Genomic DNA, 25,831 nt, shown 5'->3' on the forward strand with positions numbered 1-25,831 from the left:
TGGACGCGGTGCGTTGAGCGATCGGTCATACCCGAACCGAGATCGCGGCGGACAGGGTCGCGGCGACCTTGTCGAGGAACTCACCGATCAACGGTCCTGCGGTGGGCGTCGCGGGGAAACGGGTGCGCAGGGCGAGCCCGTCATCGGTGCGGGTGAACCACAGCTGCACGTCGTCCAGCGGTGCACTGCGGCTGAGCTGGGCCGGATTGCGAGGCACCGTGCGGGTCGTGTCGCTGCGCGAACCGCCGGGTAGTCGCCGGTAGTCGGTGTAGGAGACGCTGAACAGATCCTGCCTGGTCCGGCGCAGGTCACTGCCCATCGCGGCGAGGACGCGGTTGGCGGGCACCTGCGCCAACCGCTGCCCAGACCGGACCGCGTCGTCGGCGGCCTGCGCGGTGGCGCAGAAGTCGTGCGCCACCGGCACATGCGCCGGGGCGTTCGACACCAGCCAGCCGAAGGTGTTGTGGTGTCGCGGTTCCCGCCGGGTGTGCACCGGAAATACCAGGTCGACGCCGGTGCGACCGCCGAGTTCGGCGGCCGCCATGGCCACCGCTGCGAGCAGCGCCGCGAACATCGAATACCCGTCGGCGCGCGACTTGCGGTGCAGCGCGTCGGTGGCCATGGCGCCGAGCAGCAGGCGGACATCGCTGCCGAACGGCGCCACCGACCCGGCGGGCAGGCCGAGGTCGAGCGGGAAGTGCGGCAGGTCGTTGCCCGCCGCGTGCAGGAAGTCGCGCCACGAGCGGATCAACGGCCCGGTCGCCGCCGCCGGAATGGCGGCCTCCCTGGTCGAATAGGACAGGAAGCTGCCCGGCTCGGGCAGCCGGTCGGCGGCCGCGACGGCGCCGTCGTGGCCGTCCTCGCAGGCGGCCCGGTACAGCTCGTCCAGCTCCGCCACCGCGATGGTGATCGACCAGGCGTCACACACCGCGTGGTCGAATCCGCAGACGATGGTGGAGGTTTCGGACCTGCTGACCGCGCCGAGGAAGTACGGCGCGAAGGTGAACGGCGAGCACGCCTGATCGAGCCGGCCGCCGAGGACGGTGCGCAGGTCCTCGGTGGTCGCGGTTTCGACGGCGGGCTGGGGGAGGAGGCGGATGTCGCTGTCCACCACCACGTGCACCGAGGCAGGCTTGCCTTCCTCGGGGCGTTCGAAGCTGCAGTGCAGGGCGTCGTGGCGCGGTAGCCACACCGAGAACGCCGTCTGCAAAGCGGATTCGTCGATCGGACCGGCCACGTCGAAGGTCGCGGCGAGCCAGGTCGTCGGCCCGCCCGAGGCCAGGTGGATCGCCTGGTTGGCCGAGGGTGGAGTCGCGTCCGGGGTCGGGCCGGGCTCGGCGACCGCGGTCCATTCGAGCAGGGTGCCCGGTGGTGCATTCAGTTGGTCGAGAAAAAGCAACTGCATCATGACCTCGCGAGAGCTGGTGCGGTGACCGCGAAATCGCCGGTCTCGGCGATTGCGCGCAAGGTGGTGCGGATCTGCTCCAGATACTCGGCGGCCGACTTGTGCGCGACCGGCGTGTCCGGATACATCATCGTGACGTGCAGCCGCTCCAGCTCCCGGTTGAACCAGATCGGCGAGGTCTGCCCGATCTTGCTGCGGGAGCCGAGACCGTTGATGCCGGAGACGCCGGGCAGCGCGGCCTCCAGTGCCGGACCGGACACCGCGCGCATGTCCAGGTAGGACACCCACGGCCAGTCCGTCGTCGCAGGCAGCGGCGCGCCGGTGAGCTCGGCCGCCCGGTCGAGCGCGGCATGGATCGGGACGTTGGACAACGGCTTGGTCCAGTCCAGGGCGACACCGGCTCGGCCGATCAGCTCGGTGAACCGCTGCGCCCCGTCGAGATCGAACGCGATCGGCATCAGGTTGATGAACCAACCCTGCGCGAGCTGGTACTGCGGCTCGCTCCGGGTGCCGACCACATTCATGCCCAGATAGCTTGTCCGGCCCGCGAATTCGAGCTCGGCCAGCGCGACCGCCGCGTACAGCCCCGCGGAGAACGAACCGCCCGCGTTCTTGCACGCCGCGGCGAACGCGTCGATTTCGGCCGCATCGAGCATGTCGACCTTCGTGCCGAAGCTGTCGGCGACCTCACCGGGCGCGAGACCGAGCTCGATCGGCAGCGGGCGGACCTGGTGTGCTTTCTCGGCGAGCAGGCCTGCCAACTGCTCCAACTCCGGCGGCCGTGCGGCGACGGCGGCGCGCTCGGTCCTGGCGAACTCGACGTAGCTGCCGACCGGCGGCAGCACCGGCTCCTGGCCGGTGCTGAACGCCGTGTAGAGCGCATGGAATTCGTAGGTGGACGTGAGCACCGACATGCCGTCGGTGAACGCGTGGTCGGCGCTGTAGACGATGGTGAATCCGTCCGCACCGTGATCGATCGCGCAGCAGACGATCGCGGGCCAGCGCGTCGGGTTGGCGTTGGCCTTGAACTTCGCGACCAGGGTGTCGCGCAGCTCGCCGCTGTCGGTGAAGGTGTCGAGGGTATGGGTTTCCAGATCGACCGCTGCCGGGTCGAGCAGGTATCTGGTCAGCGCGAACCCGCCGTCGGATTCGTCGATCCGGAACCACGAGCGCAGCGTCTCGTGGCGCTGCAGGAACGCGATGTAGGTCCGGCGCAGCGCCTCCGCGTCGAGCGGGCGCGCGATCGTGAAGCAGAACGAGAGCTCGGAAGCGAGCGGGTCGTTGGTCTGCCTGCGCGCCGACCAGCGGCGGATGTGCGACTCCTGCAGGTAGGTCGCGGGGATGTCGGAGGGCGCGGTGGCTTCGGTGGCGGCCTGGCTCGCCGCCGTGGTGGTGAACTCGAGTAGCACGCCGGGTTTCGGCTGCCAGTGTTCGGTGAGGGTCATCTCTACCATGACAGCGGCGCTCCTTCGATCGGACGGATTCGGGCGTCCCCATAGCGGGTGAACTCGGCGAGCAGATCGCGCATCCGCAGTACGTGCCGATGGATGTCGCGGGTCGCCTTGGTGGTGCCGGGATAGCGCATGTTGAGCGTCACGCCCTGCTGTGTGCGGACGAACCAGAAGAAGAACTCGTCGGCCGAGACGTTGCGGCTGCGCAGCCAGCGGGTGTTGGTGTCGACCCAGGTCGGGGCCGACTGAGCGCCGCGCACGTCCATGTACGACACCATGAACGAGATGCGCGGCCGGGTGCCGAGCAACTCGCAGACCCGGCCGAACGGCACCGTCGCCGCGCCACGGGTGCGGCGCAGCTCTTCGCCCGCGGGCTGGATGAGCTCGGCGAGATTGCGTGCGGGACCGCAATCCAGCTGGAACGGCGCGAGCCCGACGAACCAGCCGAGCGTGTCGGCCCACTGCGCTTCGGTGCGCGTGTGCAATGGGATCACCGTGCGGAAATCCCGTCCGGCACCCAGCTCGGTCGTGGTCACCGCGAACGCGGCGAGCAGGGCCGCGAACAGCCCCTGACCCTGTTCCCTGGCGACCGAGGCCGCCGCGTCGGCCGCGTCGGCGTCGAGCACCTCGACCGACAGATTGCGCTGCGGCACCCGCCGCGACGAGGCCTCCGCGGGACCGGTGAACTCGATCGGCGCCGCGGCGACCTTGCTCAACGTGCCGCAGGGCAGGGAGTTCTCGGTGTTCTCCGGGAAGAACGTCCGCCAGGTCTGCACGGCCGGGTCGTCGGCGGTGGCCGCGGTGGCGCGGACGCGTTCGTCTTGGCAGAAGTCGACATAGCTGCCGGTGTCGCACAGCTGCGCGGACTTGCCCGCGCGGACCGCGTTGTAGAGCGCGTGCAGCTCGCCGCCGGTGGAGACGGTGGAGTAGCCGTCCATGATCGAGTGATCGGCGGCGAACACGACGGTGAAGCTGTCGCGGCCCGCGATGGTCACGGCGACGTAGGAGGGCCAGCGCAGCGGCGAGGTTCCGTCGTCGAGCAGCCCGTGTACCAGGCGATACGTCGCCATCGTCGAGGTCGGCGCACCCGCGTCGACCGGTTGGACCCGGATGTCGCCGGGCGGCAAGGTGTATCTGGCCGGCTGGCCGCCCTCGATGGCGACATGCGAGCGCAGACCCTCGTGCCGGTCGATCCAGGCATCGAAGGCGGTACGCCAGGCCTGCGGGTCGAGCGGTCCGTCGATCCGGAACGCGTGCCCGAGCCAGTAGTGGCGCCGATCTCGTATTCGACTGTGTTCCACCGCATCTCGAAGATGATGCTCGTGATTATAGGAAACGGCGCGAGTATCCCGCGGCCAGTCGGCCCAGTGTGAAGTGGCAGTCGGGAGCCACTCGATCACACGGCCGCTCGGCAACGGATAATCGGCCAGTTCGATGAATTCCATGACACACCTTCAGCTGCCCATCGGCCGTTCCCTGTGCGCGGTAAGGGAATTGCCGATCCGAATAGTGACAAGAATTTCGGCCTGCACCCGAGAACTTTGTCCGTACCGTTCCGGGACGTCATCGTCGGACCGGAACGAGACAAACTGTAGAAGAAATTCTTGGTGAATGCGTGGGTGAGCCTGATCACCGATATTTGCCCCGATATCGCGGACAACGGCGTTGCGGGCAGCGCAATGGGGGAGTGCGACGCCGCTGCCAGCGGCAATGTTAAACACTCAATGTTCAGGTAGCTGATAGATTGCCGGACAATGTGTCTCAATGCACCTGGAATTCATCCCAGGTTTGCATGATCTTTACAGCTATCAACCCTGAAGGCGGGCTAAACGTAACCTGGGTCACGCCCGGATTGTCCGGTTCGGCCCGCCTTCCTCGTCTGTCTCAGCCGCCGAACGCGGACTCGGGCGCCAGCGGCACGACCAGGCTCGACGGCCGGGCCGCGTCCCGATGGAGCTGCTGCGACGAACCGAGCAAACGCGGCAGATCGGTCGGAATGGGCATGGTCGACGGGAAGGTGCCGCTGGTGATCCGCAGGCGCAGTGCGTGTCCGGGTGCCAATCGGTAGAAGGTGGGGCGGATCTTGATCTCCAGCTTGGTCACCTCGCCGGGCGTCAGTAGCTGCTCCGCGTCCTTGCGGACCACGTGTTCCGGCGCGTAGATGGTGCCATCGGTTGCGCGCCAAGTCTTTTCATCGTTCAGCGTACGCTGGCTGGCCAACTGGGAGCCGCCGGTGATATTGACCGCCGAACCGTCCGGCGCGACATCGTCGAGCCACACCTGGAAAGCGGCGTCGGTGCTGGTCGAGGACGCGTACAGGGTGACGCTGCTCGGGCCGGCCAGCACGGTCGGCTCGGTCACCGGGTCCATCGTGTAGCGGCGGCCGGCCACCGGCTCCTGTACCCACTCTGTGCACGGGTTGTAGGCGTTGAACAGGCGGAACAGGAAGTCGAACAGGCCTGCGCTGTACTGACCGAGGCTCTGCCGGTTGCAGATGGAGTCGATGCCGGTGTAGTCGAGGCGATCCGACGCGTCCGCGACCGTGGGTGGTTGCGTGACGAGTCGATCGCCGTCGAAATACCGCTGCTGAACCGCCGCCTGCTCGAACGGATAACGCGCGGCGCTGACCGCCGTATTGTTCGGGTCGATCACATGAAGCGTTTTGTCTGTTTTGTCTATTCCATTCGGAATGTCCTTGAGCCACCGGTCGAACCAGGCAACCGTGATCATGTCGGTGTCCAACCGTGAGCCGGGCCCGAAGCCGAGGCCGACGTGGTACCACGGGCCCATCAGCAGCTGGAATCGTCCGTCGGGAGTCTGATCCGGCGCCATCGGCGCGAACTGGTCGCGGCCCGCGGCCAGGTTCTGCAGCTGGGAGTAGTTGCGCCACGGACCTTCCTGGTACAGGTCCCACAGGCCGCCGATCTGGTACATGGCGATGCCGTTCTCAACGACCTTGTTCAGGTCGGTCTCGAAGCGGCGGTCCTGCCACCACTGACCGTCGTAGGCCAGCGGGCCGCCGCCGTACGCCTCCAGCAGTAGCTTGATCGTGCTGTCCGAGGAGACGACCGCCTGGAGATGGTCGACGAGCGTCTTGATGAACATCTGCGGGGAGACCACCGCGGTCAGGAACGGGCCGATCAGGCTCAGATACGGCACCAGCACCGAGATGGCGGTGAGCAGGATCGGGCTCATCATGCCGTCGTGGCCGAGCACCTCGTTGAAGATGTTGTTCGGCATGGCCATCGGCACGATCGCCTTCAACGGCGAACCGGGCGCGACGGATTCGGCTGTGCGCAGGGCCGACAGCGCCGGGAACGAGTACCCGAACATGCCGACCTTGCCGTTGGAGCCGGGCAGTTTCGCGGCCCAGTCGACCAGCTGGGCGCCGTCGACGCCGTCCTGCTGGGACGCGGGGTTCCACGCGCCGGTCGAGCCGCCGGTGCCGCGCACGTCGGCGATCACCTCGATGTAGCCGCGCCGCACCAGCATGTCCTGAGCGCTGGTGGCCTGGTTGATGATTCGGCGCGCGTCCTTCAGCTGATCGGGCAGCGGGATGTGCAGTGTGTCGATCACGCTGGTCACCGCCGCGGCGAGCGCGCTGGACACCGCGCCGTAGGTGGTGAAGTTGACGATGACCGGGAACTCACCCGCCGCGCGCTGACCGGTGGCGGGGTCGGTGGGGTAGCGCACCTCGGTCTGCAACTGGGTGCCGTCCGCGAGCGGAACGATATGTCCCAGTTCATAAGCGATGCCGTAGCGCTCGGGCGTCGGCTGATAGTCGGCGGGCAGGCCGAAGTTCGCGGGCGCGTTCGGAACCGGGCCTGAAGTAGGCACCGCGTTCGCGGCGGGTGTGAGCTGGATGATCAGGCCGACGGCGGTGATGGCGGCGACCGGCACAGCGCGGCGGAAGGTCCGCGCCCGGAATGCAATTCTCAACTACCTGAACCTTTGCTGGCTGTGGTCGAAGCCGGGCGGCCGGCTACCCGTCCGCCGGCCGGTACCGCGGTTCGAGTGCCGGGTCGGGCCAACCCACCCCGGATTGTGTCCGGAGGTGCGGTGGCTACGCCTGACCTCATCGTCGCCCTTCAGCACAACGCATAAACGGGGTGCCGCAACACTGGCAATTCGCTAGAGGAGTCGACGAGTCTTTGGGAAAGTGCCTAAATTTGTGGTGCTCAGCGGGTTCGCAGGTGGCGCACTTAGACACGGCACAACGCCAGCGGGCTCTGAGGCGAGTCGCTGTTTGCGGTGCGCCGCTGGGGTAGCGGGTGGTGTCGGGAATTGCGGCGTCATGTCGGGGATTGCGGCGTGCTGCGGGGGATTGCAGTCTTGGTGCAGATTGCGGTGCGACGCGCGGATTGCAGTCTTGGTGCGGATTGCGGTGCGACGCGGGCGATTACGCGCAATGCCGTCCCGATTCGGCGCGTTGCAGCCGATCGCCGAATTGTGGCGCGTTATGGGCGGTGCGAAAGCGCGAATTACGGTGCAAATGAGGCGGATTCGAGTCTCCTCGCCAGCCGTGCTGCCGACAGAGTCATGGCGTCGGCCGGGCGGTGCGGGTCGAGGCCGGTCAGCTCGTTTACCCGAGAAAGCCGGTAGGTCACCGTATTTCGGTGCACATTGAGCTGCCGGGCCGTCGCCAGCTGATTGAAGCCGCTGTCGACGAATACCTCGAGGGTTTCGGCGAGCATGGGCTGCGGGTCCAGCGGCGCGAGTACCGCCGCGAGTCCGGGGCGGGCCGCGTCGCTCACCGCGACCGTGTATTCGAACTGTAAATCCTGTCTGCGGCACAGGATTTCGCGCCGGGTGAGGCAGCGGCCCAGTTCGGCGAGTACCCGCGCCTCGGCGTACATCGGCGGGATCGCGTCCTTGGTGCGGGCGGCGCCGACCCCCACCCAATACGGTGGCGGTTCGGCCGGTTCCTGGGCGGGCAGCCGCGCGGTGAGCCCGGACAGGGTGGCCGAGCCGTCGTCACCCGCCTGCAACGGGATCAGCGCGGTCCAGCCGCCCGCGTCCAGCCGGAGGAACACCCCGGGAATCGCCTCCACCCGATGCCGCAGCGCCGATGCCGGCCCGCCGCGGGTGCCGCACAGGCGGAACACCGCGACGAGGAAGGCGTCGGCCACCGGGATCACCGGATCGTTCGCCCACTCGACCGGGTCGCGGCCGGTGAGCAGCGCGTCGGCGATGCCGCGCCTGCGTTCCAGCAGCTCCCAGCGCGGGTCGTGCACGCGCTGGGTGGCCGCGGTGGCGATCCGGGAGGTGACCAGCGTGACGTACTTCAGCAGCGCGAGCGAGGCATCGAAGAGCAGCTCGCGCTCGGCCGGGCCGGCCGAGGCGCGCAATCGCTCCCAGAGGAACGCCGCCCCGAACCGGTAGCGCTCCAGCACCTCGGGCAGCGGGGTGCCGTCGCGCAACCGATCCATCGCGAGCTCGACGAGTTCCCTGGTGTCCTCTTCCGACGGATCCTCGCCGCGGCGCAGATACTCGAAGAACAGGTCCACGTTGAGCTTGGTGCCCCGGGCGAAGTCGGTCTCCACCATGGATTGCGGCAGCCGCTGGTACGGCGGCAGCGCGGCGTAGAACGCTTCGAGAGTCGACGTGGTCCGTCGATGAAGATCGTCGAACACCCGAGTCCGCGATGGCATCATGCTGGTTCTTCTTCCCGGACTTAGGTCGAGTACAAGGCCTCGATGGTATCTGTGTAGCCGCTGGAAATGGGCTTTCGCTTGAGTTTGCCAGTAGCGGTCAGGTAGTCGCTGCCGTTCTCCCATACCTCGGGGAGCACGATGTACTTCCTGATCTGTTCCACCCTGGACAGTTTGCTGTTCGCCGCGGCGATGCCCTCGTCGATCGCGGTCAGGATCTGCGGGTCCTTCGCGAGCTCGGCGACGGTGCTGCCCGCCAGGTTGTGCCGCTGCGCGTAGGCGGCGGCCAGGTCGGGGTCGAGCACCAGCAGCGCGGTGTTGAACGGCCGCTGCTCGCCGATCACCACCACCGTGCCGATCAGCGAGCAGTTGTCGGTGACCGTGTTCTCGATGTTGGCCGGCGACATGTTCTTGCCGGACGCGTTGATGATGAGCTCTTTTTTGCGGTCGATGATCGAGAGGTAACCGTCGCTGTCGATGCTGCCGATGTCGCCGGTGTGCAGCCAGCCGTCGCTGTCGATCGTCTCCGCGGTCTTCGCCGGGTCGCCCCGGTAGCCGCGCATCACCATCTTGCCGCGCACCAGCACCTCACCGTCGTCGGCGAGCTTGACCTCGGCACCCGGCAGCGGGGTGCCGACCGTGCCGATCTTGACCCGCTCCGGCGGGTTGAGCGTGGCGCCCGCAGTGCATTCGCTCATGCCGTAGCCCTCGCACAGCGGGATGCCGAGCCCGAGGAAGAACTCGTGCACCTCCGGCGGGATGGCGTTCGAGCCGGTGACCGCGATGCGGACCTGATCGAGGCCGAGCCCGGCGCGGATCGAGGTGAGCACCAGGCGATCGGCGAGCGCGTACTGGAGCCGATCGAGGGCGCCGAGGGGGCGGGCGTCGGAGGTGGCGCGGGCCTTCTTGCGGCCGACGTCGACCGCCCAGTGGATCAGGCGGCGCTTGACCGGCGACTCGGTCGCGAACCGTTCCTCCAGTGCGCCTTTGACTTTCACCCACACCCGGGGGACCCCGAGGAACACGCTCGGGTGCACCTCCGCCAAAGCCGTTGCCACCTGCTTGAAGTCGGGGACGGTGGTGATCTGGCAGCCCTCGAGCAGGGTCAGGTAATGCGCGAACCAGCGGTTGGCGGCGTGCGCGTCGGGCAGGTAGGAGATCACCCGGTCGTCGGGGCCGCCACCGCCGAATGTCTCCAGGACACGGGCGTTTTCGATGAAGTTGGTGTGGGTGAGTTCCACGCCCTTCGGCGGCCCGGTGGTGCCTGAGGTATAGACGACGGTGAGCAGATCGTCCGGCTGCACCTTGCGCCAGGCGGTGTCGAAATCGAAACCCTCGGCGGTGCGCTGTTCCAGGTCGGCCAGCGCGAGCGTGCCGTCGGGCGCCTCGTCCACGCAGATCACGTGCTCGACGTGGATGCCCTCGGCGGCGGCCTTGGCCACCGCCTCCAGGATCTTGGGCGCGAACTGCCGTTCGCAGACGACGGCCTTGTTGCGCGCGTTGCCGAACTGGTAGACGAGCAGGTCGACCGGGTTGGTGTTGTACACCGAGAACGGCGTCGCGCCGGTGTGCAGGATGGCGGTGTCGCAGAGGTGGAACTCGGGGCGGTTGGTCAGCATGATCGCGACCGTGTCGCCGGAGGTAATGCCCAGCGCGGCGAGCCCCGTCGCGATGGTTCGCACCCGTTCGCCGTACTCGCGCCAGGTGATGGAGACGGCACCGCCGAGGGTGCGCAGCGCGACCGCGTCCGGGTACTTCGCGACGTTTGACTGGAACGCCGCACACAGCGTGTCCGGGCGGGCGGCCGCCGGGACTGTCGATGAAACCAAGAACCTAACCTCTGCTAGCGAAGGGCTGAGGTCATCCCGATCGTCTGGGGGACGCGGATGACCTCATCGTCATCTATCAGCAGAACGCATGAGCGAGTGTGTGCGCTAGCGGCAAACGCGCAGAGTGTGGCGCACGGCATTGTGCACTCGACCAAAGTTCGGGCTCTGGCGTCACTCGCGCCCAGCGGCGGGCTGCCGGTGTTCGGCCATCGAAGATCAGCAGAGTCGAATGGTCGCTAGTTGATCTTGGGCAACGACCATTCGACTCAGCTCGATGGCAGGGTCAGCCGCAGATCGGCCAGGAGCCCGGATCCTCCAGGGGTAGGTTCGGCGCCGCCAGGGCGGCCTCGGTGGCGGGCGAGAAGCAGTTGCCGCCCGCGCTGCCGAGGCGGCCGCCGCCGAAGTCGACCACCGACCCCGCGCCGAGGGTGCTGTTGCGCTGGCTCAGCACTATGTCGCCACTGAAGCGCGACCGTTCCACCTTGCCGGTGAGCTCGGCCAGATCGCCGACGGTGTGTACCTGGAGGTCGGCCACCGCGGCATCGGTGACGGTGGTGTCGGCGATGTCGAAACTCATGGTCGCCGTCGCGGGTGCGGGACCGCTGGGGGAGTAGGCGTAGATGCCGATGCCGTCGGCGCTGCATTGGCTGAGGTGGGCATTGCGCAGCGTCAGCGCGGTGGTGTTGTCCCGGCCGAAGCTGGCCGAGAACAGGCAGCTGCCGAGATTGCCCGGCACATACGGGTTCAGCAGGGCGGCGACGAAGCTGGAGCGCGACGCGGTGAGGCCGTCGATGGTCATGACGTGGCGGGCGCCCTCGGCGCTCAGATTGAGGTTCTCCACGATATCGCCTGGGACATCGATGAATTCGCTATTGGTGAGGGTGACTTCACTGTCGGGGGTGCCGTTGCTGGTGACGAATTCGATTCCGTTGGCGGAGAAATGGCCGCCGCCGTGGCGATAACTGTTGCGGTCGATGGTGATTCGCATACGGGCGCGCTCGGCCGCATTGACGAAAATGCCTTCGCTGTCGGCGGCGGCGTTGAGTGCGTCGTTGGCCGGAACCGCGATATTGCGCTGGGTGTTGCCGCGCACCGTGGCGGTCAGGGCGGAGGTTCCGGTGCTCTGCATGCCGACGGCGAGGACGGAGAGTTTGGCGAGACCCTGATTGATGTTCTCGGTCAGGTTGTCGGTGATGGCGGCGGTGACCTGTGCGGTGCCGGTGGTGCGGACGTCGATGCCGTCGCCGCACGCGGTGTCGCGCACGATGTTTCGCTCGATGGTCAGCGTGCTGGCGTCGGCGTCGGCGTCGATCATGATTCCGGCCCAGCCGTTGTTCAGTGCGACCACATTCGGCGCGACGGGGAGTGGCGTGCCGAACGGAACTCCGAGCATCGGCGGGAAGGGCTGCACCAGGAAGCCGTCGTGGCAGGCGCGATTGGTGGCGGCGACGGTGTTGCCCGCGACGACCGCGGTGCCGACATTGCGGCCGTAGATGCCGCCGCGCTGGGCGCCGGTGATGGTGAGGTCGCGGACTTCGGTGTTCGGGGCGAGGCGGACCGCGTCACTGTCGTTCGCGGTGGTCGTGTTGGCCACGGCCGCAACGCCGCCGGGGTCGTGACGGCCGAGTAGGCGCTGGCCCTGCTTCAGTGCTATACCGCCATCGAGCGGTGGGGTGCCGAGTGGCGCGGCCAGGACGACGATCGTGTCGCCGTCACCCGAAGCCTGCTGGACCGCCTGCAGTGTATTGAAAGGTGTTGCCTCCGTGCCATTCCCGCCAGCCATGGCCGTCGCGCTCACGTACCAGGTCCGGCCGGGCTCGGCGGACGCGTGCATCGGTGCCGTGCTGACGGTGAGCGCGCAGCAGAGCATGCTCGCCGCGGCGAGCTGCGGCGGAGACAGTTTCATCGGGGCCTTCCGGATCGATCTCGACGGTGCCGCGCACCGCCGTGTGATCCAGCCCACCCCATCACCCGACCGGGTGGTATCGGCAGAATGCCGAACCTGACGGTCGTTCTTTGTGCCGATGCCCGGTGCCGAACCCGCAGGTGGTGCCGAATCATGGTCCGCCCAAGCGATTCACCTCCGATGCCGAGTGCGGCGTCGTATGGTGGATTCGGCGAGCCGGACCTGTCGCGACCTCTCGAGCGCGAACGATGGAATGGGCCCGCCTCGCCGATCCGCGGATGCCGCGCGTGCGAGGAGTGAGTCGTGATGAAGCCGACTACCGAGGGAGTACTGGAGTACATCTGCGCGGAGGAAGTCGCCTACGTCGACATCCGATTCTGCGATGTACCCGGTGTGCAGCAGCACTTCTCGATCCCGGCCGTCGCCTTCGGCGAGGACCTGGTGGAGAACGGGATCGCGTTCGACGGCTCGTCGGTGCGCGGGTTCCAGTCCATCCACGAGTCCGACATGCTGCTGTTCCCGGATCTGCGGACCGCCCGGCTCGATCCGTTCCGTGCGGCGAAAACGTTGAACATGAACTGCTTCGTGCACGACCCGCACACCCGTGAGGCCTACAGTCGCGACCCACGCAATGTCGCGCGCAAGGCCGAGGAGTATTTGCGGAGCACCGGGATTGCCGACACCGCCTACTTCGGCCCGGAAGCCGAGTTCTACATCTTCGATGCCGTTCGCTACGACACGAAGATGAACGGTGCCTTCTACGAGGTGGATTCGGGGTCGGCGAGCTGGAACACCGGCCAGAAATACAACCCCGACGGCACGCTCAACCGTGGCTACAAGGTGCGCCCCAAGGGTGGCTACTTCCCGGTGGCGCCCTACGACGCCGAGGTCGACCTGCGCGACCGTATGTGCAGCAATTTGCAGAACGCGGGCTTCGAGTTGGAGAAGGGGCACCACGAGGTCGGCACCGCGGGCCAAGCCGAGATCAACTACAAGTTCAACACTTTGCTGGCCGCCGCCGACGATCTACAGCTGTACAAGTACATCATCAAGAACACCGCGTGGGCCGAGGGCCAGACCGTCACCTTCATGCCGAAGCCGCTCTTCGGGGACAACGGTTCCGGCATGCACGTGCACCAATCCTTGTGGCAGAACGGCGATCCGCTGTTCTACGACGAGGTTGGCTACGCCGGACTGTCCGACCTGGCGCGCCACTACATCGGCGGACTGCTGCGGCATGCGCCCTCACTGCTCGCCTTCACCAATCCCACGGTGAACTCCTACAAACGGCTCGTCCCCGGCTACGAAGCGCCCGTCAACCTTGTCTACAGCCAGCGCAATCGTTCTGCGGCAGTACGCATTCCGGTCACCGGAACCAGTCCGAAGGCCAAGCGGCTCGAGTTCCGCTGCCCCGACTCCTCCGGCAACCCCTACCTCTCCTTCGCCGCCATGCTGATGGCCGGCCTCGACGGCATCCGCCGCAAGATCGAGCCCGCCGCCCCCATCGACAAGGACCTCTACGAACTGAGCCCCGAGGAATCCGCCGAGGTAACCCAGACCCCACCCAGCCTCGCCAGCGTCATCGACCGCCTGGAGGCCGACCACGACTACCTCACCGAAGGCAACGTCTTCACCGACGACCTCCTCGAAACCTGGATCCGCCTCAAGCGCGACACCGAAATAGCCGAAATCAACGTCCGCCCACACCCCTTCGAGTTCGAGCTCTACTTCGACGTGTGAGCGCGAAGTCCTGCCGCCCTGTGCCGCACAACGAATCGTTGCGCTGACACGCGTGCGGATGTCAGAGCTTGGGCGACTCTCAGGCGACGTCGACGCCGCGCCAGAAGGCGACGTAGTCCTTGATCTGGGCTGCCTCCGGCTTGGGGTCGGGGTAGTACCAGGCTGCGTCCTCGTTGGTTTCACCGTCGACGACGACGGTGTAGTAGCTGGCGGTGCCCTTCCACGGGCAGAACGTGTGGGACTGCGACGGTTGGAAGAACTCGGTGTGTACCGAGTCGGGCGGGAAGTAGTGGTTGCCTTCGACGATGATCGTGTCGTCGCTGCTCGCGAGGATGCGACCCTGCCAGGTTGCCGTTGCCATGGTTCGATTCTGCCCGAATCGCGGGGTCAAATGGTGACGTCGGGTTCGGCGGCCCAGTCGGCGACCGAGTCGAGGATGTTGCCGAGGCGGTGACCGCTCGGGGTGAGGGTGTATTCGACGCGTGGCGGCTTGTCGGGGTAGACGGTACGGGTGAGCAGGCCGTGGCGTTCGAGAACGTGCAGGCGGTCGGCCAGGGTTTTCGGGCTGATGCCGGGGAGGGCGCGTTGCAGTTCGCCGTAGCGGTGGGTGCCTGCGTGCAAGTGGTAGATGACCAGGGGTGTCCAGCGGCTGCCGACGAGCGTGAGGGTGCGCGTGACGGGGCACTGTTCCGGTGTCATCGGTGCCTCTACCTGGATACTTTCCATTTGCATAGTATATGCGAGAAACGTGCGTACTTCCGTATGGGAAGTATCGCGCGCAGACTCTTGGCATGACAACCAAGACGATTGCAGTGCACGGCGCCACCGGGGCGCAAGGAGCGGCGATAAGCAATAGGCTCGCCGCGGCAGGATGGTCGGTTCGGCCGCTCAACTCCCGGAATGCCGACCTGTCCGATATCGATTCGCTGGTCTCGGCGTACACCGGGGCGGACGCGGTCCTCGTTCAACTACCTCTGCTGTTCGAACCGGTCGTCGTGCGGTATGCCGAGACGATCCTCGCCGCGCTGACCAAAGCCGACATCGAGCAGGCAGTGTTCAACCCGGCGACGGGGTTGCCGCCGGAGCCGATCGGGGTGCCCTTCATCGACGCGCGAGTGCACCTCATGCGGGAACTGCCCGGTGCGGTGGCGTACGGGACGACGATCGGGCCCGCCGGTCGTTATCTGGAGAATCTGTTGCAGCCGTGGTCGATTCAGCGCATCACGCAAGGCGGTGAGGTGGCCTACCCGCTGCGGGCGGGCGTCCCCGATGAGTGGGTATCGCTCGACGACATCGGTGACCGCGTCGCCGAGTCGCTGGCCGGCGGGATGGACGACGGGGTCACCCTGGCGGCCGGCCCGGCGGCGGTCACCGGTGACGAGCTCGCGGCCGCCGTGGGTGCGGCGGTCGGACGTCCGGTGCGCTGGGTGCAGGTGCCGCCTGCCGAATACGGCCGCCTGATGGCTCCGGTCATCGGGGAAACCGCGGCCGAAGCCGTCGCGGGCATCTACGAGCAGGCTGCCGCGGCACCGCCGCCTCCGCTACCCGCCGAACTGGTGTGGCGCACGACCACCACTCCCGCGCAGTGGACCGCGCGGCAGGAATGGACGGCATAACCCTTCCGGCTCAATGGATTTCGGCAGGCTCCAGCGCGAACGGTGGGTCACCGACACCGACGATGCGCAGGTTGCCCCAAGGGTCGCGCTCCTGTAGCCGCCCCGCGGTGGGGAAGCGGCCGGGAAGAGTCAGGAACACCTCGGCGCGGCCGGGATCGGGAAGGTCGGCCGCGTCGGCGGCCCGGATGCGTCCATACCAGTGGTACCGGCCATCGATCGGGTCGGCGTGTCCGCTGAGCGTCACCGTCACCGGCAGTAGCGAACCGGGGGAGTCGAGCGTGGCGGGGCCCGAATACTCGTGTGCCGGTTCGCGATCCGCGGCCACGGTGAGGTCGTAGTGGCCGGGGTCCGGGTGGCGCATGGTGCGCCAGTAGGACACGCTGGAACCCGGCCATGCGGCCCGGTTGACGCCGTGCTCGTCCAGGTACCAGCTCTGGCAGCCGCCCGAATTCCATACGGTCCCAGCCAGTTTCGCCTGGGTGCGGCGGTTGAACTCGTGCTGGGTCGCCGCCCGCACCTCCATCCGGGTGGTGGAGGTCTTGCGCTGCAACTCGACGCACTGCCGGATGTAGCGGGCCTGCGCCTCGATCATGAAGACGATCGACTGGTGCCCGCCGCCGGAGTTCGGGCCGACGATGAGGAACAGGTTGGGGAACCCGTTGACCGCCACACCGAGGAACCCCTCCACTCCGTTGCGCCAAGCATGTTGCAGGGTGAGGCCGTCGGCGCCGACGATGTGCTGGTCGGCGAATCGGTCGGAGATCTTGAAGCCGGTGCCGTAGATGATCGCGTCGAACGGCTGCTCGGCGCCGTCGACGGTGGCTATACCGGACTCTGTGATGCCGGCGATGGGCGTGCTCTCCAACTCGACGTTGTCCCGCTGCAACGCGGGATAGAAGGTGTTGGACACCAGGATTCGCTTACAGCCCAGCCGGTAGTCCGGGGTGAGCCGAGCGCGCAGCTCCGGATCGCGGACCTGGCGGTGCAGGTGGCCGCGGGCGACCGTTTCCACCCGGCGCATCAGCTCCGGGTTCATGAACGCGGGAATCAGCGACTCGTAGCCCCAGTAGATCGCCCAGCGGTAGAGCCGTTGCGCGCCGGGCAGATACCGGAACACCCGATGTTCCACGGGGGAAAGCGGGCGGTCCGGTTTCGGCACGATCCAGTGCGGAGTTCGCTGGAACACCGTCACGTGCGCCGCCTCTTTGGCGATCTGCGGCACGAATTGCACCGCGCTGGCGCCGGTGCCGATCACCGCGACCCGCTTGCCGCTGAGGTCGAAGTCGTGGTCCCACTCGGCCGAGTGGAAAGTCTTGCCGCGGAAGGTGTCCCGTCCGGGGAAGTCCGGCACCGATGGTTCGTGCAGTGGTCCGGGTGCCATCACGACCACTCGCGGGTGGAAGTGCCGCCCGTCCGCGAGGCCGACGTCCCAGCGATCGGCTGCGTCGTCGAAGTCGAGGGTCACCACCTCGGCGTGCAGGCGGAGGTGCCTGCGCAGGTCGTACTTGTCGACGGTGCGGCGCAGATAGTCCAGGATCTCCGGCTGCCGGGCGAACATCCGCGTCCACCGCTTGTTCGGCTCGAAGGAGTACGAATACATCAGCGACATCACGTCGCAACCCGCGCCGGGATAGGTGTTCTCCCGCCAGGTGCCGCCGATCTCGCCGGCCTTCTCCAGCACGACGAAATCGTCGATGCCCGCCTTGCGCAACTCGATGGCCATGCCGATACCACCGAAACCGGCACCGACAACGACGATTTCGGGGTTCTCGATCATGCGAGCAGCCCCTGCCGCCGCCAGATCCACTCGCCGACCGGCCCGATGAGGCCCTGCTTCTGCAGGAAGACACCGAGATTCGCGGCGCCGATGCCGAGCGCCTTCTTGGCGTCCGGATTCTTGGTGGCGATCCGCCGGGCCGCGCGTCCGTCCAGACCGGCGCGGGTGTACATGTGCCGGTTGGTCAGCAGGTAGACGAACAGCGGCGCCGCGATCGCGACACACAGTCTGGTGTAAGCGAGTTCGGCGCGTGACATGGTCGGTACCATGCGGGCCAGCGCGTCCCTGGCGAAGCCGATGTGGCGCGCCTCCTCGGTGACGTGAATGCGCATCGCGCGAGACACCAAGGGCTGCAACTCCGGATCGTCGAGGGTGCGCCGCTGGATCGCGTCGAAGATCTCCTCGCCGACCAGCGCGCCGACCCAGGTCATCGACCCGCGCAGGAACAGCGGCAGCACGCCGATCACCAGCCTGCCCGCGCGCCGCGGCCAATACGGGCGGGCCTCGATGCGGTCGATGAGCTTGCCGAACATCATCATGTGCCTGCACTCGTCACCCATCTCGACGAGGGTGTAATGCGAATGCCTGCTGGTCGGGTCGTCGGCGAGCAACTCGCGCAACAGCAGCCGGTTGAGCAGGTTCTCGAACCAGATGCCGACCGAGAGCACGTTCGCCAGTTCCTGGCGGGACAGTTCGCGCTGTTGCTGCGGCGTCAGCGATTCCCACAGCTCGGTGCCGTACAACGAGACCACCTCGGCGGGGAGGAAGAGTTTGTCCGGATCGAGCGGCGCGTCCCAGTCCATGTCGACCACCGGGTCGTAGGACTTCTTGACCGATCCGGCCAGGAGGCGCTGCGCGAAGGACTCTTGGGGGATCAGTGCGGCTTCGTTGCCCATGACTGCTCTCCAACATGTCGACTAACCGATACAAGCTGTCACACTCAGATTAGTGAGACACTCTGTCGCAGTCAACCGTCGTGCGGGTATCGTGATTCTGTGACCACGACCAGCGGAAACCTCGAGCCTCCCGTCTCCGACGGGCGCGCGACCCGCTGGAACGGGCACAAGGCGCAGCGCCGGGCCGACGTGATCGACGCCGCGATCACCGTCATCGAGGAGCACGGCGTCGAGGTGTCGGTGCAGCAGATCGCCGACCGCCTCAACCTGCCCCGCCCGGTCGTCTACCGGCATTTCGACGGACGCACCGATCTGGACGAGCAGATCCGCCGCCAGATCCTGGAATCGCTACTGGCGCAGATCATGCCGAAGCTGCACCCCGACGGCACCGTGCGCGACGCCGTCCGCGGCGCCGTCGGCACCTACGTCCGCTGGGTCGAACGCCACCCGAACCTGCACCGCTTCATCGGCGGCGCATCGCCGCAGGGTGATTCGTCGCTGGCCGGGGCGAAGGACCGGATCGGCGGCCGGCTGGCCGACCTGTTCGCCCTCTGGCTGTCCCGCTTCGGCATCGACCCCGGCCGCGCCCGTCCGATGGCCTTCGGCATCATCGGTTTCGTCGACGGCGTGGTGAACAGCTGGCGCGCCGATACCAACAGCACCCTCGCCTCCGATCAGGTCGAGGGCATCCTCACCGAATCGGTGCTCGCGCTCTTCGAGGGCAACGCCCGCAGCCTCGGCGTGCCACTGGAACGCGACGTGGTCGTCGGCGATCTACTGGCCCGCCCGGAAGCGTTGCGCGCCGAGTAATTCCGGGCCCAGCGATCGCGGGCGATGCATTTCGACACGAAACCAGCGCCGGGCGAGGATACCTACGACGCGGCGTGCGTTGACTACGCTCATGCCGGTGTCCGAACCTGTGCCCCTGACGAGGCTGCTCGACGACGCGGGATTGCTGTCGCTCGAGCATCGCCTACATGTCGAGGAACTGCTCGGTTCGCACCGGTGGCAGGCCGATATGGAGGAGCGGCGGCTCGAATTCATCGGCGAAGACCAGACATTCGTGTGCACGAACTTTCACCTGCTCGGCACCGCCGACGCCGAGACGTGGCTGTGGGCCTGGGCTAATCCGTGGGGTTTCGCGCCGCCGCTGATCGCGGTCGCGCGCATGGTGCGCGAGTTCGGTTTCCGTTACGGCGTCGCCGAATTGTGTGCCGCGGAAATGCCGGTCGCGCTCGGCCGCGCCACACCGGAGCCACACCAGGTGGCGACCCTGCTGCTGGACGCCGCGAAAGTGATTTCCGGGCATTGGAGTTCGTACTGCGGGGTCACCGACGGCACCTGCGTGGCGTTCCTGGTGGAGCACCCGGTGTTCGAGTTACCACCGCCCAGCGCGGCAGGCCTCGCGCGGGTACTCGCCCACGGCTTCAACGCATTGCCGCTGGTCGACCATCGGCGGGCCACGCAGAGCTACCTGAGCAGGCGGGGGCTGGTCACGGGGTTCCTCGAGGACAATCGATTGCTCGAATTCAGCGGCGCCGGTATGGCGGGGACCATCGAATTCGACGACGCGGGGCTCGTCGCGAACCTCGACGTCGGGGTGGTCATCGACCACATCGAGTTGCCGTCGGCACCGAAAGCACAGTCCGCCAACTCATTGTGATGGGCGTCCGGCCCGCGTGGCTCCGCGGGCCGGACGTCTCCCCTCCGGATTCGGTCAGGATTTTCCGTTGGTCAGCACCAGGAAGCTGTGGTGCCAAGCCCATTCGACCGGCCCTCGCTCGAACCGGCGCAACCACAGGTGCGCACCGGCCACGATGATCAGCGAAACCAGCAGGTAGACGCCCACCGTGAACGGCACCCGCGCGTCGGCGGGGACGCGGGCCGCGAGGCCGAAACCCCAGCCGTAGCACAGGATCGACGCCACCAGGTTCTGCAAGATGTAGCAGCTGAGCGCGGTACGACCCACCTCGGTGAGTCGCCGGCCCACGAATCCGACGTGTGGCCTGCGCAGATAGAAGTGCGCGACCAGCGCGAGGATGCCGAGCGACACGAACGGCGCGGTGCCGTAGCGAGTGAAAATGAACAGGTCGCCGCCGCCCGCCACGCCGGCGACCAGGTCGATCGGCGCCGCGACCCCGAAACCGATGATCAGCAACCGTTTACGCAGCGCCGCGCCTTCCGGCCGGAACACCCCGGCCCGAAACAGCCGGGCGCCCACCAGGAACAGCGCGATCGACATGGCGAACACGAACACCGTCTCCACCCGGAACTCGCCCGCGTGCTGCACCCGGAACACCACCAGATCCCAGAACGACCCGTCGGCATAGGGATTCGGGTCCAGCGGTCGGCGTGGCTCGGAGTCCTGCTCCGGCACTAACGCTATCGCCAGGGCGAGCAAGGTCAGCATGCCGACGTGAATACTCGCCGCGATGATCAGCCAACGCCGTTGCGCACGTTCACTTGTCGCGAGGACATAGGCGACGACCAAACCGGTGAGCGCGTACCCCATCAACACATCGAATTCGGCGACGAACAGGAAGTTCAGCAGGCCGTCAAGGAACAGCAGCCCCGCGCGCACCGGGTACTTGCCCGGCCAGCGTCGCCCGCCGCGCTGCGCCGAAGCCTGCTGAATCGCGAGCCCGATGCCGAACATGATGGTGAGCAGCCCGAGAAACTTGCCCTGGGCCAGCTGTTGCAGCACCCGTTCGGCCCAGATCCAGCCGCTCGCGGGTCCGTTCAATTGATCGACGTAGCCCATGAGCCCTTCGGGGTTCGTCATGATCCAGATGTTGGTGCCGAGGGTGCCGAGAATCGCGATACCGCGCAGCACGTCCAAGGCGACCACGCGCGAGCGCCCGGCCGGTGCCTGCGCGGCTGCCGCGCGGTGTCGCCCCGCGTCGGCGTGCGGTGTGGCGAGAGATTCGGTCATGCACCGACTATCGCGTCGACCTGGGCCCGCGAGAATCCTCCGGAAGTACGACGTGCGGGATGAGATCGACCTCCATCGTCGTCGTCCCGGCTCGGCGCAGCCTGCCGACGGACTCCGCCCGGCGGTGCCCGTTAGGCTCGACCTATGCAGCGCATCATCGGAATCGAGGTCGAGTACGGCATTTCGACCCCAACCGAGCCGTCGGCCAACCCGATCCTCACCTCCACGCAGGCCGTCCTCGCCTACGCCGCCGCCGAGGGTGTGCCGCGCGCGAAACGCACCCGCTGGGACTACGAGGTGGAGTCGCCGCTGCGCGACGCGCGCGGCTTCGACCTGAGCCGGATGAACGGACCGGCGCCCGTGATCGACGCCGACGAGGTCGGCGCGGCGAACATGATCCTCACCAACGGCGCCCGGCTCTACGTCGACCATGCCCACCCCGAGTACTCCGCGCCCGAGGTCACCGATCCGCTGGACGCGGTCATCTGGGACAAGGCGGGCGAGCGGGTGATGGAGGCCGCCGCACGGCACGCGTCGAGCGTGCCGGGCGCCCCGCGCCTGCAGCTGTACAAGAACAACGTCGACGGCAAGGGCGCCTCCTATGGCACCCACGAGAACTACCTGATGAGCCGCGACACCCCGTTCAACCAGATCATCCTCGGCCTCACCCCGTTCTTCGTGTCCCGCCAGGTGATCACCGGCTCCGGCCGGGTCGGCATCGGGCAGTCCGGCGACACCGCAGGCTTCCAGCTGTCCCAGCGCTCGGACTACATCGAGGTCGAGGTCGGCCTGGAGACCACCCTCAAGCGCGGCATCATCAACACCCGCGACGAGCCGCACGCCGACGCGGACAAGTACCGCAGGCTGCACGTCATCATCGGCGACGCCAACCTGGCCGAGATGTCGACCTACCTCAAGGTCGGCACCACCGCGCTGGTGCTCGACCTGATCGAGGCGGGCGAGGATCTCACCGATCTGCAGCTGGCCCGCCCGGTCACCGCCGTGCACACGATCAGCCACGACCCGACGCTGCGCGCCACCGTCGCGCTCGCCGACGGACGCGAGCTCACCGGCCTGGCCCTGCAGCGGGTGTACCTGGACCGCGTGATCAAGTTCATGGACCGCACCGGCAACGACGACAAGCGCGTGCAGGACATCATCGACAACTGGGCCATGGTGCTGGATCTGCTCGAGCGCGATCCGATGGAATGCGCGAGCCTGCTCGACTGGCCGGCCAAGCTGCGCCTGCTCGAGGGCATGCGCCAGCGCGAGGGTCTGGGCTGGGCGGCCCCGAAGCTGCACCTGATGGATCTGCAGTACTCCGACGTGCGCCTGGACAAGGGCCTGTACAACCGCCTGGTTGCCCGGGGTTCGATGAAACGGCTCGTCACCGAGCAGCAGGTGATGGACGCGATGACCAACCCGCCCACCGACACTCGCGCCTACTTCCGCGGCGAATGCCTGCGCCGGTTCGGCGCCGACATCGCCGCGGCGAGCTGGGATTCGGTGATCTTCGACCTGGGCGGCGATTCGCTGGTCCGCATCCCCACCCTGGAGCCGCGCCGCGGCACAAAGGCGCACGTCGGCAAGCTGCTGGACGGGGTAACCTCGGCCGCCGATCTTGTGGAACAGCTCACAACCTGATCACAGGACCGCTACCGACTCGACGTACATCGGGACGGAATACGACATCGCGTCGGTTCGGCTGGGTAGTGTTGAAGGACGAGCACGGACATTGCTCATGACCGGGGCCGTGCTCAGAATTGAGCTCCGGTCATGATGAGGACAGAGGAGGTCGGCTGCCATGGCACAAGAGCAGACCAAGCGCGCCGGGGGCGGCGACGAGGATGATGGTCCGGAGGGTGCAGACGCCGCCGGTCAGGAGCGCCGCGAAAAGCTGGCGGAGGAGACCGACGACCTGCTCGACGAGATCGATGATGTGCTCGAGGAGAACGCCGAAGACTTCGTCCGTGCGTACGTTCAGAAAGGCGGCCAGTGACAGTAGGTGACCCCTCGCGTCTCCACCTGGGGTACGCCCTCTCGTCCTTCTCCGAATACCTCCGCATGCACGCTCCGGACATGTTGCCCGGCAACAAGTTCGGGATGGTCGACGGCGCGATGTTGAGTGCCACCGGCGCCAAGGACATCGCGCCGCACGGCACCACCATCGTCGCGATCAGTTACCGCGGCGGCGTGCTCATCGCCGGTGACCGGCGGGCCACCCAGGGAAACCTGTTGGCCAGCAGGGACATCGAGAAGGTCTATATCACCGACAGCTACTCCGCGGCCGGCATCGCCGGTACCGCGGGCATGGCCGTCGAGATGGTGCGGATCTTCGCGGTCGAGCTGGAGCACTACGAGAAGCTCGAGGGCGTATCCCTGACCTTCGACGGCAAGTCCAACAAGCTGTCGAAGATGGTGCGCGAGAACTTGCCCGCCGCCCTGCAGGGGCTGGCGGTGGTTCCGATTTTGGTCGGGTACGACGTCAATGCCACCGACCCGGACCGGGTCGGCCGCATCGTCTCGTACGACGTGGTGGGTGGACGTAGCGAGGAGCGGTTCGGTTACGCCGCGGTGGGATCGGGTTCGGTCTTCGCCAAGGGGTCGCTGAAGAAGCTGTACGCCAAGGGAATTGATCAGGAGCGCGCCTTGCGCATCGCCGTCGAGTCGCTGTTCGACGCGGCCGACGACGACACCGCGACGGGTGGTCCCGATCTGATGCGCGGGATCTATCCGACGGCGATCGTCATCGACGAGGAAGGTGCGGTCGAGGTGACCGAGGACCGCCTCGAAGCGATCGCTCGCGGGATCGTGGCCGATCGCGAGGCTGCCGAAGAAGGGAGGGCCACCGCATGACCGGGTCAGGCCCCGGAGGAGGCAGCGTGCGTAACCACGGAGGGGCCCTCGGGCATGCGAAGGAGGGCACAGCATGACACTGCCGTACTACGCGTCGGCCGAGCAGATCATGCGCGACAAGACCGAGCTCGCGCGCAAGGGCATCGGTCGGGGTCGCAGTGTCGTGGTCCTGGTGTACGACAAGGGTGTGCTGTTCGTCGCGGAGAACCCGTCCGCGACGCTGCACAAGGTGAGTGAGCTCTACGACCGGGTCGGGTTCGCCGCGGTCGGCAAATACAACGAGTTCGAGAATCTGCGTCGCAGCGGAATCCTGCAGGCCGACATTCGCGGTTACCAGTACGACCGCCGCGACGTGACCGGCCGCGCACTGGCCAACGCCTACGCCCAGGTGCTCGGGTCGATCTTCACCGATCAGCTCAAGCCCTACGAGGTGGAGATCTGCGTCGCGGAGGTGGGTTATCCGGAGCAGCCGCCGACGACGGTGCTGTATCGGATCACCTTCGACGGGTCGATCGTGGACGAGCGCGAATACGTAGTGATGGGCGGCACGACCGAGCCGATCCTGACCGCGTTGAAGGCGTCCTACAAGCCGGGTCTCGACCTGGGGGCCGCGATCAAGGTCGCGGTGGAGGCGCTGCAAGCGGGCGTCCCCGAGGGTGCGGAGAAGGAGAAGCGGGTGCTCGGCGTCAGTTCGCTCGAGGTCGCCGCGCTGGAGCAGGCGCGACCGCGACGGGCCTTCCGGCGGGTCACCAATTCCGCGCTGGAGCAGTTGCTGAACCCGGCCAAGAAGGGCAAGGCCAAGGCGGAACCGGCGGAGACACCCGAAGCCGAGTAACGCCGTTCAGAAGTCCGGGCCCGTGCGGTGCCGTCCCAGTGGGGCTATCGCACGGGCTCGCTTCATGTCCCGTTCGGCTATGCGGCGCAGCGGATTTCGTCGGCGGCTCGGAACTCGGGGGTGAAGGCGTCCTCGCGGACCAGAGCGATGGCCGCGTCGACGTCGGGGCTGAGATAGCGGTCGTACTGGAGCATCGGGATGCTCTGACGAACCCTAGGGTGAACTGCTCCGGCAGGCCCGACGCGCGAAACGCCATGCTCGCCGCGACCTGCTTGCCGCGGAACAGGACCGGATTGTGTTCGCCGATCATGCTCAACCCGGCCGCCGCCATCGGTTGCAGATCGCCGGTGCCCAGCGAACCGATCTCCGGCATCAGCGGCAGCACGCCTGCCGCGACCATCGACAGCATCCGGTCCACCACCTCCGGGCGGACCCCCATCGCGGCCCTGGCCATCGAGTTGGCGCGCAGCACCAGCGCCAGCCGCACCACGCCCGGCGGCAGCATGGGCCCGACGCCCGCGGCGTGCGAACGCAGCATGCGCCGCTGGAATTCGCGCTGCTGATCCGGTTCGAGCGGGCGGTCCTTCAGCGGGCCGAGCGCCTGATTCCAGCCGTACACGCGCTGACCGGCCACGACGGGAATCCAGTGCGCCCTGCCGGGTGGTGTTCATCCGCAGCCTGGCCGAGTCGGCTAGGCGGACGGTGAGGTTGTCGTCGCGTAGCACCGGAGCATGGTCGGCCAGTCGAGGTGCCCGCCGTCCACCGCGATCAGTTCGGTCGGCGGGGCGTCGTCGAATTCGGCGGCCACCACGCCCTGCGAAACGAGCGCGCACATTACCGCGACGGCCGCCACCCTGATCCATTTCCGCATTCGGCCTATCTTCGTCGTCGATATCGGGACAAACGAACTTCGCTGAAGCGGTAGCGCGCGACGCTG

At 67.2% G+C, this 25,831-nt stretch carries 21 protein-coding genes and 1 pseudogene; 8 read left to right on the forward strand and 14 right to left on the reverse strand.

All coding sequences use genetic code 11. The features are described from left to right. Positions 1 to 25 precede the first annotated feature (25 nt). The 7 genes from NN4_RS03860 to NN4_RS03890 all read right to left on the reverse strand — a co-directional run bounded on the left by NN4_RS03860 (position 26) and on the right by NN4_RS03890 (position 12,242). Positions 26 to 1,408 (reverse strand): condensation domain-containing protein, encoded by a 1,383-nt coding sequence (locus NN4_RS03860; protein WP_147128585.1) that lies wholly within the window; start codon positions 1,406 to 1,408, stop codon positions 26 to 28. After that, positions 1,405 to 2,859, reverse strand: a complete 1,455-nt coding sequence (locus NN4_RS03865) for a condensation domain-containing protein (protein WP_147128586.1) — start codon at positions 2,857 to 2,859, stop codon at positions 1,405 to 1,407. Before NN4_RS03865 ends, NN4_RS03860 begins: the two co-directional genes overlap by 4 nt. After that, positions 2,853 to 4,301: a condensation domain-containing protein gene (locus NN4_RS03870; RefSeq protein ID WP_147128587.1), complete on the reverse strand. Its 1,449-nt coding sequence runs from the start codon at positions 4,299 to 4,301 to the stop codon at positions 2,853 to 2,855. The genes NN4_RS03865 and NN4_RS03870 overlap by 7 nt, the downstream gene beginning before the upstream one ends. 439 nt (positions 4,302 to 4,740) lie before the next feature. Continuing rightward, entirely contained in the window at positions 4,741 to 6,795 is a 2,055-nt protein-coding gene (locus tag NN4_RS03875) for a CocE/NonD family hydrolase (protein WP_147128588.1), read from the reverse strand. Between the two features lie 542 nt (positions 6,796 to 7,337). Then, positions 7,338 to 8,510 (reverse strand): PucR family transcriptional regulator, encoded by a 1,173-nt coding sequence (locus NN4_RS03880; RefSeq protein WP_147128589.1) that lies wholly within the window; start codon positions 8,508 to 8,510, stop codon positions 7,338 to 7,340. Positions 8,511 to 8,530: 20 nt separating this feature from the next. Continuing rightward, on the reverse strand, positions 8,531 to 10,336 hold the full coding sequence (locus tag NN4_RS03885; protein WP_147128590.1) for an AMP-dependent synthetase/ligase: 1,806 nt from the start codon (positions 10,334 to 10,336) through the stop codon (positions 8,531 to 8,533). 283 nt (positions 10,337 to 10,619) lie between these two features. Next, positions 10,620 to 12,242: a right-handed parallel beta-helix repeat-containing protein gene (locus NN4_RS03890; protein ID WP_147128591.1), complete on the reverse strand. Its 1,623-nt coding sequence runs from the start codon at positions 12,240 to 12,242 to the stop codon at positions 10,620 to 10,622. 306 nt (positions 12,243 to 12,548) lie between these two features. On the opposite strand from NN4_RS03890, the gene glnA reads away from it, so the two are divergent. Further along, positions 12,549 to 13,982, forward strand: coding sequence for a type I glutamate--ammonia ligase (gene glnA / locus NN4_RS03895; RefSeq protein WP_371865616.1), 1,434 nt, complete (start codon positions 12,549 to 12,551; stop codon positions 13,980 to 13,982). A gap of 79 nt (positions 13,983 to 14,061) precedes the next feature. Here glnA and NN4_RS03900 read toward each other — a convergent pair whose 3' ends face one another. Together NN4_RS03900 and NN4_RS03905 are read right to left on the reverse strand one after the other, a co-directional pair. After that, positions 14,062 to 14,343 (reverse strand): DUF427 domain-containing protein, encoded by a 282-nt coding sequence (locus tag NN4_RS03900; protein WP_147128593.1) that lies wholly within the window; start codon positions 14,341 to 14,343, stop codon positions 14,062 to 14,064. Positions 14,344 to 14,369: 26 nt separating this feature from the next. After that, positions 14,370 to 14,708: a winged helix-turn-helix transcriptional regulator gene (locus NN4_RS03905; protein WP_222594973.1), complete on the reverse strand. Its 339-nt coding sequence runs from the start codon at positions 14,706 to 14,708 to the stop codon at positions 14,370 to 14,372. 65 nt (positions 14,709 to 14,773) lie between these two features. Here NN4_RS03905 and NN4_RS03910 point away from each other — a divergent pair, with 65 nt between their 5' ends. Next, positions 14,774 to 15,598, forward strand: a complete 825-nt coding sequence (locus NN4_RS03910; protein ID WP_147128594.1) for an SDR family oxidoreductase — start codon at positions 14,774 to 14,776, stop codon at positions 15,596 to 15,598. A gap of 10 nt (positions 15,599 to 15,608) precedes the next feature. On the opposite strand, the gene NN4_RS03915 is transcribed toward NN4_RS03910, so the two are convergent. Both NN4_RS03915 and NN4_RS03920 read right to left on the reverse strand, forming a co-directional pair. Then, a complete protein-coding gene (locus NN4_RS03915; RefSeq protein WP_147128595.1) occupies positions 15,609 to 17,375 on the reverse strand; it encodes a DUF4873 domain-containing protein in 1,767 nt (588 codons plus the stop codon). Next, the gene (locus NN4_RS03920) at positions 17,372 to 18,271 is read right to left on the reverse strand and encodes an AurF N-oxygenase family protein (RefSeq protein WP_147128596.1); all 900 of its coding nucleotides are present in this window, start codon (positions 18,269 to 18,271) and stop codon (positions 17,372 to 17,374) included. The genes NN4_RS03915 and NN4_RS03920 overlap by 4 nt, the downstream gene beginning before the upstream one ends. 99 nt (positions 18,272 to 18,370) lie before the next feature. Here NN4_RS03920 and NN4_RS03925 point away from each other — a divergent pair, with 99 nt between their 5' ends. Together NN4_RS03925 and NN4_RS03930 are read left to right on the forward strand one after the other, a co-directional pair. Then, positions 18,371 to 19,081 (forward strand): TetR/AcrR family transcriptional regulator, encoded by a 711-nt coding sequence (locus NN4_RS03925; RefSeq protein WP_147128597.1) that lies wholly within the window; start codon positions 18,371 to 18,373, stop codon positions 19,079 to 19,081. Positions 19,082 to 19,178: 97 nt separating this feature from the next. Next, positions 19,179 to 19,934, forward strand: coding sequence for a DUF6882 domain-containing protein (locus NN4_RS03930; protein ID WP_147128598.1), 756 nt, complete (start codon positions 19,179 to 19,181; stop codon positions 19,932 to 19,934). 54 nt (positions 19,935 to 19,988) lie between these two features. Here the strand turns inward: NN4_RS03930 and NN4_RS03935 are convergent, their stop codons facing one another. Beyond that, entirely contained in the window at positions 19,989 to 21,203 is a 1,215-nt protein-coding gene (locus NN4_RS03935; RefSeq protein WP_147128599.1) for a DUF418 domain-containing protein, read from the reverse strand. A 144-nt stretch (positions 21,204 to 21,347) separates the two neighbouring features. Between NN4_RS03935 and dop the strand changes: the two genes are divergently transcribed. The 4 genes from dop (at position 21,348) to prcA (ending at position 24,894) form a co-directional block, all read left to right on the forward strand. Then, positions 21,348 to 22,847, forward strand: a complete 1,500-nt coding sequence (dop, locus tag NN4_RS03940) for a depupylase/deamidase Dop (protein ID WP_107657680.1) — start codon at positions 21,348 to 21,350, stop codon at positions 22,845 to 22,847. A gap of 160 nt (positions 22,848 to 23,007) precedes the next feature. Continuing rightward, complete coding sequence (locus NN4_RS03945) at positions 23,008 to 23,202, forward strand: ubiquitin-like protein Pup (protein ID WP_107657679.1); 195 nt, start codon at positions 23,008 to 23,010, stop codon at positions 23,200 to 23,202. Further along, positions 23,199 to 24,059: a proteasome subunit beta gene (gene prcB, locus NN4_RS03950; RefSeq protein ID WP_186818251.1), complete on the forward strand. Its 861-nt coding sequence runs from the start codon at positions 23,199 to 23,201 to the stop codon at positions 24,057 to 24,059. The genes NN4_RS03945 and prcB overlap by 4 nt, the downstream gene beginning before the upstream one ends. Before the next feature lie 73 nt (positions 24,060 to 24,132). Continuing rightward, the gene (gene prcA / locus NN4_RS03955) at positions 24,133 to 24,894 is read left to right on the forward strand and encodes a proteasome subunit alpha (RefSeq protein WP_135231794.1); all 762 of its coding nucleotides are present in this window, start codon (positions 24,133 to 24,135) and stop codon (positions 24,892 to 24,894) included. 289 nt (positions 24,895 to 25,183) lie between these two features. On the opposite strand, the pseudogene NN4_RS46840 reads toward prcA, so the two are convergent. Together NN4_RS46840 and NN4_RS45640 are read right to left on the reverse strand one after the other, a co-directional pair. Next, positions 25,184 to 25,528 (reverse strand): annotated as a pseudogene (locus NN4_RS46840) (aromatic amino acid lyase); the annotation flags it as partial. 57 nt (positions 25,529 to 25,585) lie between these two features. Continuing rightward, positions 25,586 to 25,765 (reverse strand): hypothetical protein, encoded by a 180-nt coding sequence (locus tag NN4_RS45640; protein WP_222594975.1) that lies wholly within the window; start codon positions 25,763 to 25,765, stop codon positions 25,586 to 25,588. Positions 25,766 to 25,831: the final 66 nt, after the last annotated feature.

Origin of the sequence: Nocardia ninae NBRC 108245 (assembly GCF_007990755.1) — a bacterium.
Lineage (GTDB): Bacteria > Actinomycetota > Actinomycetes > Mycobacteriales > Mycobacteriaceae > Nocardia > Nocardia ninae.